The sequence below is a fragment of the Gelidibacter sp. genome (assembly GCF_035577925.1).
Classification (GTDB): domain Bacteria; phylum Bacteroidota; class Bacteroidia; order Flavobacteriales; family Flavobacteriaceae; genus Gelidibacter.
This window is the reverse complement of sequence record NZ_DATJCY010000202.1, coordinates 35,533-49,029: the sequence shown is the minus strand read 5'-3', so window position 1 is coordinate 49,029 and position 13,497 is coordinate 35,533. Positions and strand designations below refer to the sequence as shown.

At 33.7% G+C, this 13,497-nt stretch carries 15 protein-coding genes; 13 read left to right on the top strand and 2 right to left on the bottom strand.

What is annotated here, in order from left to right; genetic code table 11:
- Positions 1-390: 390 nt before the first annotated feature.
- The 9 genes from VNJ50_RS07900 (at position 391) to VNJ50_RS07860 (ending at position 5,963) form a co-directional block, all read left to right on the top strand.
- Entirely contained in the window at positions 391-756 is a 366-nt protein-coding gene (locus tag VNJ50_RS07900; protein WP_325580676.1) for a rhodanese-like domain-containing protein, read from the top strand.
- Between the two features lie 4 nt (positions 757-760).
- Entirely contained in the window at positions 761-964 is a 204-nt protein-coding gene (locus VNJ50_RS07895; RefSeq protein ID WP_325580674.1) for a heavy-metal-associated domain-containing protein, read from the top strand.
- A gap of 28 nt (positions 965-992) precedes the next feature.
- Positions 993-1,289, top strand: a complete 297-nt coding sequence (gene trxA, locus VNJ50_RS07890; RefSeq protein WP_325580672.1) for a thioredoxin — start codon at positions 993-995, stop codon at positions 1,287-1,289.
- On the top strand, positions 1,289-1,873 hold the full coding sequence (locus VNJ50_RS07885) for a methyltransferase domain-containing protein (RefSeq protein ID WP_325580670.1): 585 nt from the start codon (positions 1,289-1,291) through the stop codon (positions 1,871-1,873). Before trxA ends, VNJ50_RS07885 begins: the two co-directional genes overlap by 1 nt.
- A gap of 182 nt (positions 1,874-2,055) precedes the next feature.
- Positions 2,056-2,217, top strand: a complete 162-nt coding sequence (locus VNJ50_RS07880) for a hypothetical protein (RefSeq protein WP_325580668.1) — start codon at positions 2,056-2,058, stop codon at positions 2,215-2,217.
- Between the two features lie 39 nt (positions 2,218-2,256).
- A complete protein-coding gene (locus VNJ50_RS07875; protein WP_325580666.1) occupies positions 2,257-2,928 on the top strand; it encodes a 4'-phosphopantetheinyl transferase family protein in 672 nt (223 codons plus the stop codon).
- 234 nt (positions 2,929-3,162) lie between these two features.
- Positions 3,163-3,774, top strand: a complete 612-nt coding sequence (locus VNJ50_RS07870) for a class I SAM-dependent methyltransferase (protein WP_414652881.1) — start codon at positions 3,163-3,165, stop codon at positions 3,772-3,774.
- 63 nt (positions 3,775-3,837) lie between these two features.
- Positions 3,838-5,169: a rhodanese-like domain-containing protein gene (locus VNJ50_RS07865; protein ID WP_325580662.1), complete on the top strand. Its 1,332-nt coding sequence runs from the start codon at positions 3,838-3,840 to the stop codon at positions 5,167-5,169.
- A 131-nt stretch (positions 5,170-5,300) separates the two neighbouring features.
- Positions 5,301-5,963 carry a peroxiredoxin gene (locus VNJ50_RS07860; protein WP_325580660.1) on the top strand — a complete coding sequence of 221 codons (663 nt, stop codon included), beginning with the start codon at positions 5,301-5,303 and terminating at the stop codon, positions 5,961-5,963.
- A 143-nt stretch (positions 5,964-6,106) separates the two neighbouring features.
- Here VNJ50_RS07860 and VNJ50_RS07855 read toward each other — a convergent pair whose 3' ends face one another.
- Both VNJ50_RS07855 and VNJ50_RS07850 read right to left on the bottom strand, forming a co-directional pair.
- Entirely contained in the window at positions 6,107-6,811 is a 705-nt protein-coding gene (locus VNJ50_RS07855; RefSeq protein ID WP_325580658.1) for an ankyrin repeat domain-containing protein, read from the bottom strand.
- A 380-nt stretch (positions 6,812-7,191) separates the two neighbouring features.
- A complete protein-coding gene (locus tag VNJ50_RS07850) occupies positions 7,192-9,231 on the bottom strand; it encodes a cation:proton antiporter (protein ID WP_325580656.1) in 2,040 nt (679 codons plus the stop codon).
- Positions 9,232-9,690: 459 nt separating this feature from the next.
- Between VNJ50_RS07850 and VNJ50_RS07845 the strand changes: the two genes are divergently transcribed.
- From VNJ50_RS07845 to VNJ50_RS07830, 4 genes are all read left to right on the top strand, one after another.
- Positions 9,691-10,503, top strand: coding sequence for a sulfite exporter TauE/SafE family protein (locus tag VNJ50_RS07845; protein WP_325580654.1), 813 nt, complete (start codon positions 9,691-9,693; stop codon positions 10,501-10,503).
- 173 nt (positions 10,504-10,676) lie between these two features.
- Positions 10,677-11,285: a TetR/AcrR family transcriptional regulator gene (locus VNJ50_RS07840; RefSeq protein WP_325580652.1), complete on the top strand. Its 609-nt coding sequence runs from the start codon at positions 10,677-10,679 to the stop codon at positions 11,283-11,285.
- 1 nt (position 11,286) lies between these two features.
- A complete protein-coding gene (locus VNJ50_RS07835) occupies positions 11,287-12,537 on the top strand; it encodes a TolC family protein (RefSeq protein ID WP_325580650.1) in 1,251 nt (416 codons plus the stop codon).
- Between the two features lie 3 nt (positions 12,538-12,540).
- Positions 12,541-13,458: an HlyD family secretion protein gene (locus tag VNJ50_RS07830; RefSeq protein WP_325580648.1), complete on the top strand. Its 918-nt coding sequence runs from the start codon at positions 12,541-12,543 to the stop codon at positions 13,456-13,458.
- Positions 13,459-13,497 lie beyond the last annotated feature (39 nt).

Below are 13,497 nucleotides of genomic sequence, written 5' to 3'. Positions count from 1 at the left end.
AAATAGATGATCGAAATTATAAGGAATCGAGAATGTTGGATGATATTGCTAATTATTGTAGAATAAACCTTTCAATGATTATCTTTAGAGCCTGTTTAAAAATTATAGTTTGAATTTTTGTAGTTGTTTTCAGATAGATTTTAATCTTTGACCATGCATATTTAGCGGGCTAAAGCAAGTAATCAACAGCTAAAAGATGCTAAAAAGAGCATAAAAATACAACTAAGAAAAATAAGGACTTTCAAAATAAATATTTCGTTAAAATTTAAACAAGCTCTTAATAAAAATTTTAATCACTTAAACAAAAATTAAAATACACCAAATTACTGTGTAACATTAGTTGCTTAAACTTTAATACAAGTTTTTTAATTTTGAAAAACACAAAAAAAAATGACGAATAAATTAATAGCTATTATGGTACTTATTGTTTCATTTTTTAGTGCAAATGCACAACAAAATGATCAATATTTGATTTTAGAAGTTCAGGCTTTCAAAGATTCCATATCTCATAAAAAAGTACAACTAATTGATGTAAGAACGCCTGAAGAATATAAAGAAAAACACATTAAATACGCTGAAAATATCGATTTTTTCTCCAAAGAATTCAATGCCGAGTTTAGTAAATTGGATATGCAACAACCTGTTTATATTTACTGTAGAAGTGGAAATAGAAGTAAACGGGCCGCAGACAAGTTATCTGCCTTGGGATTTAAAAAAATATACGATTTAAAGGGCGGGATTTTAAACTACGACTAAACTTATGAAAACTACAATACAGGTACAAAATATTGTTTGTAGTGGTTGTGCAAATACCATCACCACTAAACTTTCAAATCTTGAAAACATCACACACTTACAAGTAGATGTAGAACGTGGTAAGGTATCTTTCAATCATTCATCTGAAGGAGATGTGCCACTAGTAAAGGAACAATTGAAAATACTTGGATATCCTTCAATAGATTAAAAAACAATTTTTTTCCATCTAATTAAAAATGAGCAAATTTTCAGAATTAATCAATCAGGACACACCTGTTTTAGTAGATTTTTTTGCTGAATGGTGTGGACCGTGCAAAATGTTAGCACCTGTTTTAAAAGAAGTAAAAGATGATTTGGGCGACACTATTTCCATTATAAAAATAGATGTCGATAAAAACCAGGCTTTAGCAACAAAATACCAAGTAAGAGGTGTCCCTACCATGTTATTGTTTAAAAATGGCAAACAAGTTTGGCGGCAATCCGGATTACTTCAAAAGGAGGAAATTATAAATATCATAAAGACGTCCAATTAATGAATTTATCAGAGGCATTTTGGGACAATCGTTATAAGAACAAAGATACAGGTTGGGATTTGGGCATGATCTCTTCGCCTCTCAAAGCTTATTTTGACCAATTGACCAATAAGGATTCAAAGATATTGATTCCTGGAGGCGGAAATTCGTATGAAGCCGAATATTTGCACCATAATGGGTTCAAAAACGTGCATGTTGCCGATCTTTCAAAAACGGCGTTGGACAATTTTAAAAAGCGCGTGCCACTATTTCCATCCACACATTTGATCCATCGTGATTTTTTCGATTTAGAAATGTCTTTTGACCTCATTATCGAGCAAACTTTTTTTTGTGCAATCGATCCAAAATTAAGGGATTCTTACAGTAAAAAAGCTTCAGAATTACTTCGTGGCAATGGAAAATTGGTAGGTTTACTTTTTAATGACACCTTTGCTAATGACACACCCCCTTTCGGAGGTACAAAAACTGAGTATCTTAGTTATTTTGAACCTTATTTTGATATATTGATCATGGAAACCGCTTATAATTCGCATCCAAAGAGAGCGGACAGGGAATTGTTTTTCAAGATACAGAAGAAAAATTAATTGATCTCTGCGAACCATCAACACCAGAAAATAAAGCCCGATATCCAAATATTTATAATGTTTGTAATGATTTTCCTGACATTCTCAATGACATCCCAAAAATGCTATATGGTAAGTCCAATAGATTACAAAACAGCCTTTTATTAAACTTTATTTCTAAGCGAACAAATCAACAAGAATTGTTGAAAATCCAAATTTCTGGCTTCTTTTTAAAATTAAAACATGGAAAAGAAAAACAATACGAAATGCAATTTAATGTTCCGTATAAAATGGAGCACAACCACGCTATTGCAACCAAAGCTTATACCATAACACCTCAAGATATTGTCATCGATTTGTTTTGAGCAGAAGAAGAAATTAATTTTGTGCACGATCAAAACTCAATGGGATATCAAGAATTAGTCCCTGAATTGGTTCCTTTTTTATCAGATTCTGAACGCAATCGAAGTGAACGATATCATTTTAAAAAAGATCAAAACAGATTTATTATTTGTAGAATTATACTAAAACATCTCCTGGCTGAACATATAAATGAGGATATTACCAAAATAATCATTGATATTGATTCACACAAAAAACCCTATTTACCATTACATCCATCAGTTTTTTTTAATATCTCACACACGGCCAATTATGCTCTTATTGCCATTGCCAACAGTGCAATAGGTGTTGATATCGAATATATAAACACCGATTTTAATTATCCCGAAATTTTATCAAATATATTCAGTACGAATGAAATGGAAGGGCTTAACATGCGCCGCAATAAACATTTGACCTTTTATAAATTCTGGACACGAAAAGAAGCCATTGTAAAAGCCATAGGAAAAGGTATTGATGACCATTTAAAACACATTCCGGTAACTGACGGAGTCCATACCATCTCATCAGAACTAACTGATGGCTTCCATAAAATCAAGGCTTTGAGCTTCAATCTCAACAATGCATATGTTGGTACTTTAGCATTTACCAAAAACTTAAACGATTTTGATAAGATCGCCTTCCAGACTTCTCCATCCGTGGAAGAACTAAAAAAATTATTCCATAAAAAATAACACCCGGTTCAAGGTGCAAGTCCAATTATAAATAAGAAATACAACAATTTTATCCTTTTCGAAAAACAGAAAACAGCAATCAATTGTTAGATCGTAAAATTCGACAATCTAAGTTTTTACCGTATTTGTAACCCAAGTTACATTCATTCTACCACAAGATCGTTATCTTTATACAATCTCAAAATCAGCAATTTCTGTTTTCAGAATAGCAACAATATACCAATAAAACAAATGATGAATACAAAAGAACATTGGGAATCCTTATATAAAAACAAAAATCCGGATCAAGTTAGCTGGACGCAAATAAAGCCTGAAATTTCCTTAGCTTTGGTTAAAGAAGCAAATATGCCCAAAACAGCCAAAATAATTGATATTGGAGGCGGCGACAGTAAATTGGTAGATTTTTTGCTGGAAGAAGGCTACACAAACATTACTGTTTTGGATATTTCTGACCATGCTCTGGAAAAAGCAAAGAATAGATTGGGTACAAAAGCCGATAAAATACAATGGATTGTCTCTGACATTATTTCGTTTCAACCTACAATGACCTACGATTTGTGGCACGATCGTGCTGCGTTTCATTTTTTGACCTCAGCGTCAGAAATAAAAACCTACACAAACCTTACCAACAAATTTGTGACAGATAGATTGATTATCGGTACGTTTTCAACCCAAGGCCCTACCAAATGTAGTGGCTTGGAAATTTCGCAATATGATGAAAATGGATTGATTAAAACATTTGAATCGGGCTTTGAAAAAACAAGATGCCTAACAGCAGATCATTTAACTCCTTTTGGGACCACTCAGAATTTTCAATTCTGCAGTTTTAAAAAACTGACCACATGATTTCAACAATCCATAAAAATTACAGTCGTTTATAATATTTTTTATTTTTAAAATTTGAACATTATGAATATCAAACAATTTGAATACAAGCCTCTATCCCACTATTCCTACGCTATAGTGAGTGATGGCAAAATGGCCATTATTGACCCCGAAAGAGATCCGGAGCAATATTATGATTTTGCAAAAGCAAACAACGCCGATATAGTCGCCATTATCCAAACCCATCCTCACGCCGATTTTGTGAGCTCACATCTCGAAATCCATAAAAAAACCGGAGCAACCATTTATAACAGTAAAAAACTTGGTGCTGATTATCCACATATCGGATTTGATGATGGTGATACCATTACTTTAGGAACTGTCACTTTAAGCGCCATTAACACACCTGGTCATTCACCAGATAGTATTACGATTGTTGCTACTGAAAATGACAAAACCGCAATGTTTACGGGAGACACCTTATTTATTGGCGATGTAGGGCGACCTGATCTTAGAGAAAATGTGGGAAACATGACGGCCAAACGCGAAGAACTAGCCAAAATGATGTATGATACGGTTACCACAAAATTCAAGGACTTACCCGATAACGCCATTGTATATCCGGCCCATGGTGCAGGTTCTTTATGCGGAAAAAACTTGAGCAGCGCAGCAAGTAGCACTTTAGGTGACGAGCGCATGCATAATTGGGCCTTTAAAGAAAAGTCCAAAGAAAAATTTATAGATACCTTGCTTGATGGACAACCGTTTATCCCATCTTATTTTGGATTTAATGTGGACACGAATAAAACCGGTGCAGATAATTTAAAATCAACCATTGAAAAAATTCCATTTACCGAAAAAGCCTCGGCCACAGGCCTTATTATTGATATTAGAGATGGCAAAAGTTTTAAAAACGGCCATTTAAAAGGAAGTATCAATATCCAAGCGGTTTCAGATACTTCAAAATTTGAAACCTGGATTGGCGCTATTGTTTTACCGAATGAACCTTTCACTTTAGTTATTGATCACAAAGAAAACAAAAACAAAATTTTAAATCGTTTGGCCAAAATAGGCTATGAAAAACAGGTTAAAAAAGTGATTACTCTCGCTGATGAAAACCTCGTTAAAACACCATCATTGGATCTTGCCGATTTCAAGAAAAACCCAGATAACTATACCATTATAGATATTAGAAACCAAAGCGAAATCAGTGAAGGAAAAATTTTCAAAAACGCACTTACACATCCTCTTTATGATTTGCGAGAAACTTCAAAAAATATTCCAATCAACAAACCTATTGTAGTTCACTGTGCGGGCGGTTACCGCAGTGCAGCAGGAAGCAGTATCCTAGAAAATGAATTGAAGGGAATAGAAATATATGACTTAAGTGATGCCGTTGAACAATTTAAAAATTGAGCCCTAAAAGACAATTAAGATTCATTTACCACTATGGCAGCCTCACAAAAACAGAACAAGTTTTACGCGTTGTGCTTGCCCAAAATGCCATTATAGCTTAAGTTTATAAATTAAAGAACAAGATAACAATTATGGAAACAAATTTAGAATTACAAAACGTTAGGTCAATACCTAGAATTGGTGACAATGCGCCAGATTTTGAGGCCGTCACAACCAAAGGGAAAATAAAATTCTCGGATTTTGCAAAAGATAAATGGGTGGTCATGTTTTCGCACCCTGCCGATTTCACTCCGGTTTGCACTACAGAATTGAGTGGATTTGCATCTCGAAAAAGTGAATTTGATGCTTTAAATACTGAGTTATTAGGTTTAAGCATTGACAGCATCCACTCGCACATGGGATGGGTACAAAATGTCAGGGAAAAAACGGGCGTTTATTTTGACTTTCCAATTATTGCAGATATCGATATGAAAGTAGCAAAACTATATGGCATGCTACAACCTAATGAAAGTGAAACTGCCGCTGTTAGAGCCGTGTTTTTTATAGATCCGAGTAAAAAAATACGACTGATCATGTATTATCCTTTAAATGTAGGTAGAAACATGAACGAAATTTTACGAGTTTTAGAAGCACTTCAAATTTCGGACAAGCACAAAGTTGCCATGCCGTTAGATTGGAAAAAAGGCGATAAAATTATCGTTGGACCACCAAAAACATTAGACGAACTCAATGCAAGATTAGCTGACGATTCTGTCGAAAAAGTAGATTTCTATCTGGCAAAGAAAGATCTTTAAAACTTCCTTATCAGTCTTGATTGCTCCTTACTAATCAAGACTGATATTTAACGGTTTTTAAAAAATATTTCAAAATTACACCACAAATCTTCGTGGTCATCTTTAAGATAAAACAAAGCTTGTTTTTATAAGAAAGAATGATTTTAATTTAGGGCATTTGCTTCTAACAGTATGTTTACAATCTCATCCATACCCCTATTTTTAGCATGTTGCAAGGGTGTTATTCCTTCTTTATCTTCAATATTAACATCGCAACCTGCCTCTACCAATATTTTTACAATTGCAACTTGTGCTTTACCTTTTGGCCCCAAAATAATCGCCTCCAATAAAGCCGTCCAACCAAGATTGTTTATATGATCAATAGGATAATCAGGTAGTTCTGACAATACTTTGACAACTTCCAAATGTCTTTTTTCAGCTGCCGGTATTAAAGCTGTTCCACCATAGCGATTATAAATGTCAAAATTAGCACCATTAGCAAGACACAATTTTAAAATCGTCAAGTTTCCACTGGCACCCGCGTATAAAAAAGGACTATTCAACATGCTATCTTGTGCATTAACATTAGCACCAGCTTTTATAAGCATTTCAGCAATCAAATTATCTTGATTATATGTGGCGATCATCAAAGCCGTTCTTCCTTTGTTATCTTTTACTTCCATATCTGGTTTAGATCTTAATATTTCAGCCACAAGCTTTAAATCTTTTTTAGAAACAGCACTTATTAATGGCGATGTAAAATCGTTATTGGAATTTATCATATAATTAGTTGTATTTGAACCACTACCACATTCAACGGATGCTGTGCTAAAGGTTACTAACAAAATCATTGCATGGATCAGGTTCATGTTTAACTAAATTTAATCGATTACAATCTTAAAATACAAAATAAAAGCGAATATGATTGTTAAATTTTACCGCTTTATAATATTTAAAAGCTTTGTCTTTCTTGATATTGGAATTAAAAAAGTGATTTAACCACTTTTGAAAAAATATTCAATCCGGAAAGATCGACGAAAAAATCACTAAAAATTAACTAACAATACTTTTTAGTTTTCTTGATTATCATAACCGTATAGAAAAAGGATTATTTTACTAATACCTTTTAAAATAGTGCTAAACAAAAAAGATTCTGTTATATAAAAATAACAGAATCTAATAAGTGTTAAATATCATTCTAATTTCTATGAAGATATTATTTTAATATACATAGCAATAGTCAACTATTTTATTGTGGATAGATAACCATCTTACTAATTGTGGTTAGATGTCTTTCCAATTTAGCTGGCAATCTGTCCAATGCACCAAAATGCGAAACATAACCACGACGTGCAGAAACCATAACAATAAAGTCGGTCTCAGAAATTTCTCGTGAAAGAACAAAAAACTCTTCCCAATCTTCAAAAACAGAAAAGCTTATTGGAAGAGAGATCTTGTTGGTTTCTGCAAATTTTAAAATGGCATCATGGGTTTTTTCGGTACAATTGAGTTGGATAGGAATTGAAAGCTCTACCGATAATTTCGCTATTTTATTAATCCAAATAGCAAAACCTTCTTCAAATTCTGCATCAGGCGGAACAATCAAAAAAATGCGTTTATGGTTGACCAATGGAATTTGAAAATCGCATATAAAAAGTGTTTTATCTGTATTATCCAGAATACTTTCCATTTTATCGCCAATTAATTTATCCAAGAACCCTGTTTTCTGTGGCCACCCCAACAAAATAATATCGGCCATAAGCTCACGGGCACTACGCGAAATACCACTTGCAGCGTTGTGATCTATAATTACTTTAACTTTTAACTGCGTATCTGAAGCAGAAGTTTCAGCAACAAATTTTTCGAGCTCCTGACGGGATTTGATAATACTTTTTTCTGCTTCATCCGTATTTGGAACTACGGTCAAGATGGATACTGGATTGACCGACTTTTTATCTTTGATAAGAACCGCAAAATCCAGTACCTTTTCAATATTTACAAGATTCGCAATAGGTATTAAAATTTGCTCTTCCTTTATGGTATCGTCCAGGGCAGGATCACCATTTTCCTCAATTTCCTTGACCATGGCTTTGGCAGCATGTTCTGTAACAAATGATGCAACCAAACAAGAAACCAAAATAATGATAACGGTGGCATTCAAAATAGCATCGTCCACAATACCTTCACGATGTCCAACCATAATTACAGCCAACGTTGCGGCAGCGTGTGCACCACTAAGTCCAAAAATAAGATTGCGCTGGGTATTGCTAAACCTAAAAGCGAGTTGGGTCAAATAGGCCGCTAGCCATTTTCCAAACAATGCCGCAACGGTTAGAACAGCAGCGATAGCCAATGCTGTCCATCCACTAAAAATGACACTAACATCAACAATCATCCCGACACTGATCAGGAAAAAAGGAATAAACAACGAGTTTCCGATAAACTCAATACGGTTCATCAATGCTGACGAACTTGGAATAAGTTTATTTAATGCCAAACCAGCCGCAAACGCACCAATGATAGCCTCAAGTCCTGCAATTTCTGCTAAAAACGCCGAAAAGAAAACAACCGAAAGCACAAATATATAATGCGAATGTTTTTCGCTTTCCAATTTCCTAAAAAACCATGATGCAATTCGTGGAATAACCAAAAACATAACCAAGGAATATAAGAAAAGGGATATTACCAAACGGATCCAGAATTCCTGCGTTAGTCCACCAGTATGCGATCCCAATATAACTGCCAAAATAATAAGGACCGCGGTATCTGTCAAAATTGTCCCTCCTACAGCAACAGCAACTGCTTTATCTTTAGAAATACCAAATTTACTGACGATTGGATAAGTTAAAAGTGTGTGCGTTGCAAACATACTCGCTACAAGCAAACTTGCTCCAAAATTGAAGTTCTCATCCCAAATACTCAATAGGTAATAACATAATGGAAAGCCAATACTGAGTGGGATAATAAACGTAAAGATACCAAATACAATACTTTTGTTTTTATTGACTTTAAACTGGTTCAGATCGAGCTCCAAGCCGGCAATAAACATAATATACAATAGTCCAATTGTTGAGAATATCTTAACAAACTCATTATCTTCCAGAATGTAGAGACCTTTTGGTCCAATAATTATCCCTGCTATAATTAAACCGATAATACCCGGAATTCGGATGCGCTGCAACAATATGGGCGCTAACAAAATAATAAAAAGAATTAATGAAAAAATCAGAACAGGATTATGAAGTGGCAATTGAAACTCTTTGATAAGTAAATTAATTATAGCATCCATGTTATATCGGCGAATAAAATATTAGACTGAATAATTTAATAATTAAATTTTAAAATGATAAATCAAATATTAAAAATTCAATTATAAGGCTTTTGTTAACTATTGCCATACGTTTTAGCAATTCATTTGACAAAAATACAACTCCAGTTTAAATATGAAATAAAAAAATCATATACTTTCATATAAAACTAGTCGTCTACACAGTACTTAATCAAACTGCGTTAAAAAACACCAAACAATATGAAAATCAAAAACATAACACTTTTAACAATCAAAGATCAATTGATTAAAATGATCATGAATACTCTTTAAAAGTTAAAGACATTAAAAAATATCTATAGGTCAGTCAACATTTTTTATCGCCAAATTTAATTCCAAAATTAAAATTACAATACTTTGTAACTAATATTACACTAAAATATTTATAAGTAAACTATTTTTGACACCTAACGTATTTTTATGGAACTTATAGAACTTTTTGGCTACCTCAGTGCCTTAGCCATTGGCATATCTTTAGGCCTCATTGGTGGTGGCGGTTCAATTTTAGCAGTTCCCGTTTTGGCTTATTTATTTGCCATAGATGAAAAAGCGGCAACGGCATATTCTTTATTTATTGTCGGAACTAGCTCATTGGTTGGGGGATTAAAACAGCATTCAAAAGGTTTTGTAGATTGGAAAACGGCAATAGTATTTGGCATTCCATCTGTCATTGGCGTTACAATGGTCAGATATTTTATAGTACCTATACTTCCAGAAGTTTTATTTACGCTAGCCGATTTTGAGTTTACAAGACGTATGGGCATGTTCGGTCTTTTTGCCTTATTGATGATTCCTGCCGCCTTTTCAATGCTTAAACAAGAAAAGGAAAAGTTACTGGTTCCGAATGAAAATGTAACCTACAATTATCCTTTAATATTGGCTGAAGGATTAATAGTAGGTGGAATTACAGGATTGATCGGTGCTGGCGGTGGATTTTTAATTATTCCAGCGCTGGTTTTATTGGCCAAAGTCGAAATGAAAGTTGCCGTTGGAACTTCATTAATAATTATTGCTTTCAAGTCCATTTTGGGTTTCTTTTTGGGAGATGCGTTGACCATGACCATAGATTGGCCTTTTTTAATGACCTTTACCGGAATATCACTGGTCGGGATTTTTATTGGAAGCTATCTTAGCAGTTTTATGGATGGTGATAAATTAAAGAATGGTTTTGGCTATTTTATTTTTGCAATGGCCATTTTTATTTTCTACATGGAATTTATTATTACCCAATAGTTTTATCCTTTGGTTAAATTTTATTGAAAACCTCTTCCGTTTTTAAAGCACATTTTATACTTATTTGATTATAAGATAATTATTACCAAGTATTATATTTTTGAAACCAAAAATAGTATCTCAAAGATATTTTATTATCTTTGTTAACCAAATGGTTAAACTGATTGGTTGAAATGAAAAAAGAAGAAACTACAGAACAGCAAATACTTGATGCTGCTAAAAAGGTTTTCCAATCCAAAGGAATGGACGGTGCCAGAATGCAAGAAATTGCTGATGTTGCAGGTATTAACAAAGCCATGCTCCACTATTACTATAAAAGTAAACAAATGCTTTTTGAAGCGGTTTTTAAAAATGTATTCGCACTACTTGCACCTCAATTAAACATTATTTTAAATGATGATTCTTCTATTGAAGATAAAATCAGGGATTTTACAAGTCATTATATTTCGTTTATGTCAAAACACCCTTACCTTCCAAATTTCATCATTAGCGAACTGAACAGAAATGATAGTTTTATTCAAAAAATAAAACAAACACCAGGGTTTCCAAATCTCGAAAAATTTAAAGCCAAAGTAAACTTTGAGATCAGTCAAGGCATCATAAAGCCAATAGATGCCGAACAACTTTTTGTAAATATTTTGGCACTCAATATCTTTCCATTTATAGGAAAACCGTTAATAAAAGCGTTTACAAGAAAAGATGAAGCGGCTTATAATCTATTTTTAGAAGATCGAAAAATAGAAGTTGCAAATTTCTTGATTAATTCTATAAAATGCCCATAATATGAAACGGATAATCATCATTTTCATAGGATTGATAAACTTCTCAATGGTTTCACAACAAAGCCTATCGCTTGATGATTGTTATAAACTAGCAACCTTAAATTATCCTTTAGCCAAACAGTTCCAATTGCTGGCGACTCAAAATCAATTGGAACTTGAGGCAATTACCACTGCCAAATTTCCACAATTAAGCTGGGATATGCAGGCTACATATCAATCGGAAGTGACCGAAGTTCCTATTCCGAATACTGGTATTAATCCACCAAACAAAGACCAATACCGCACTACAATTTCGGTCAATCAACTTATTTATAATGGTGGTGCCACGGATGCATCTTTAAACTTAAAATCCGCGCAGTTCAAAGCCAAACAAAAACAAGTTGAAGTCAGTTTATACCAGATCAAACAAAAAATCAATCAGCTTTATTTTTCGATTTTATTGGCGCAGGAAACAGATACTTTGTTAAAAGCAAAACAAAATCAACTGGAAACCAAGTTGAAAGAAGTGAAATCTGGCATTACTCATGGTGCTCTTTTGCCTGCATCGGACAAAATTATTGAAGCCGAACTTTTAAAATTGAATCAACAATTTACCGAAGTAAAAAGTTCAAAATCAACGTTTATTAAATCGCTTTCACAACTTATAGGTCAGCCTTTGGATACTTCAATTACTTTTCACAATCCTTTAATCGAAACAAAAATAAATTCGGATTTGAGCCGACCAGAACTGGATTTATTTCAACTTAAAAAAGAAGAAATTGAAAGTAGCTCACTTTTGCTTTCCAAGCAAAACGCTCCTAAACTTATTGGCTTTGCATCGGGCGGCTATGGCAATCCTGGATTAAATATGTTGGATAATTCTTTCCAAGCTTTTTACATGATTGGTGCAAAATTGAACTGGAACATTTTTGACTGGAATTCCAATAAAAAACAACGCGAATCCTTAGCTATCAATAAAGATATCATCGATACCGATACCGAAACATTTAAGTTGAATACCACTATTGAACTGATGCAACAACAAAAAGAAATTGAAAAAATTGAAACATTTATCACCTCCGATCAAGAAATAATAAAACTCAGGGAAGACATTCTAAAATCGGCAAGTTCGCAACTCAAAAACGGCGTTATTACCACTTCGGCATACATCACCGAGCTGACCAATTTGTATGAAGATCAAACCAATTTGATGAAGCATAAAATTGAATTACAACTGGCAAAAGCCAATTACAACCTCATTAAAGGAAATTAAATTATGAAAACCAAGAGCTATATATTAGGATTAAATCTTTTGGCCACCATTTTATTTTCTTGCGGAAATGGTCAAAAGAAAGCAGATGGCTATGGTAATTTTGAAGCTACAGAAATAACCATTTCTGCTGAAAACAACGGAAAACTGATGCAATTTGATGTTAATGAAGGCGACAAGCTCAAAAAAGAGCAATTCATTGGTTATATCGACACCATTCCATTGGCATTAAAACGTGAACAATTGGAAGTTTCAAAAGCAGTCATCATCTCAAAATCAAAAGGTGTACTATCTCAAATTGACGTACTGAACGCCAAATTAAAAACAGCGAATACCAATAAATCGCGTGTTGAAAATCTGATAAAAGATAATGCCGGAACGCAAAAACAATGGGATGATGTTCAAGGAGAAATCGATGTGATCAAAAACCAAATTCGCAGTATTGAAATCCAAAATGCGCCCGTGGTCAACGAACTAAAAAGTATTGACGTACAGTTAAAACAATTGGACGATCAAATCCAAAAAAGCAAAATAATCAATCCGATAAATGGTACTGTTTTATCCAAATATGCTGAGCCCAATGAAATTACCGTATTTGGAAAACCACTCTATAAAATTGCCAATTTAAATACGATGCAATTGCGCGTGTATGTAAGTGAAACACAATTGGCAAGCATAAAAATAGGCCAAAAAGTAACCGTTAAAATTGATAGTGCCGATACGATGGCATCTTATGAAGGCAAGATCAGTTGGATCGCTTCGGAAGCAGAATTCACACCAAAAATCATCCAAACCAAAGAAGAACGCGTTGCATTGGTATATGCCGTAAAAGTAGATGTTGTCAACGATGGCAGTCTAAAAATAGGAATGCCTGCCGAATTATGGATCGAATCATCAACCACTTCCAAAGAAAAGGGAGATTAACAAAAACAAATAGTTCAAATAATTAATAATAATCACTAA

What these genes read in the sequence shown, in the direction of transcription:
- VNJ50_RS07900 (WP_325580676.1), top strand. Translation starts at nt 391, where the DNA reads ATGACGAATAAATTAATAGCTATTATGGTACTTATTGTTTCATTTTTT.
- VNJ50_RS07895 (WP_325580674.1), top strand. Translation starts at nt 761, where the DNA reads ATGAAAACTACAATACAGGTACAAAATATTGTTTGTAGTGGTTGTGCA.
- trxA (WP_325580672.1), top strand. Translation starts at nt 993, where the DNA reads ATGAGCAAATTTTCAGAATTAATCAATCAGGACACACCTGTTTTAGTA.
- VNJ50_RS07885 (WP_325580670.1), top strand. Translation starts at nt 1,289, where the DNA reads ATGAATTTATCAGAGGCATTTTGGGACAATCGTTATAAGAACAAAGAT.
- VNJ50_RS07875 (WP_325580666.1), top strand. Translation starts at nt 2,257, where the DNA reads ATGGGATATCAAGAATTAGTCCCTGAATTGGTTCCTTTTTTATCAGAT.
- VNJ50_RS07870 (WP_414652881.1), top strand. Translation starts at nt 3,163, where the DNA reads ATGAATACAAAAGAACATTGGGAATCCTTATATAAAAACAAAAATCCG.
- VNJ50_RS07865 (WP_325580662.1), top strand. Translation starts at nt 3,838, where the DNA reads ATGAATATCAAACAATTTGAATACAAGCCTCTATCCCACTATTCCTAC.
- VNJ50_RS07860 (WP_325580660.1), top strand. Translation starts at nt 5,301, where the DNA reads ATGGAAACAAATTTAGAATTACAAAACGTTAGGTCAATACCTAGAATT.
- VNJ50_RS07855 (WP_325580658.1), bottom strand. Translation starts at nt 6,811, where the DNA reads ATGAACCTGATCCATGCAATGATTTTGTTAGTAACCTTTAGCACAGCA.
- VNJ50_RS07850 (WP_325580656.1), bottom strand. Translation starts at nt 9,231, where the DNA reads ATGGATGCTATAATTAATTTACTTATCAAAGAGTTTCAATTGCCACTT.
- VNJ50_RS07845 (WP_325580654.1), top strand. Translation starts at nt 9,691, where the DNA reads ATGGAACTTATAGAACTTTTTGGCTACCTCAGTGCCTTAGCCATTGGC.
- VNJ50_RS07840 (WP_325580652.1), top strand. Translation starts at nt 10,677, where the DNA reads ATGAAAAAAGAAGAAACTACAGAACAGCAAATACTTGATGCTGCTAAA.
- VNJ50_RS07835 (WP_325580650.1), top strand. Translation starts at nt 11,287, where the DNA reads ATGAAACGGATAATCATCATTTTCATAGGATTGATAAACTTCTCAATG.
- VNJ50_RS07830 (WP_325580648.1), top strand. Translation starts at nt 12,541, where the DNA reads ATGAAAACCAAGAGCTATATATTAGGATTAAATCTTTTGGCCACCATT.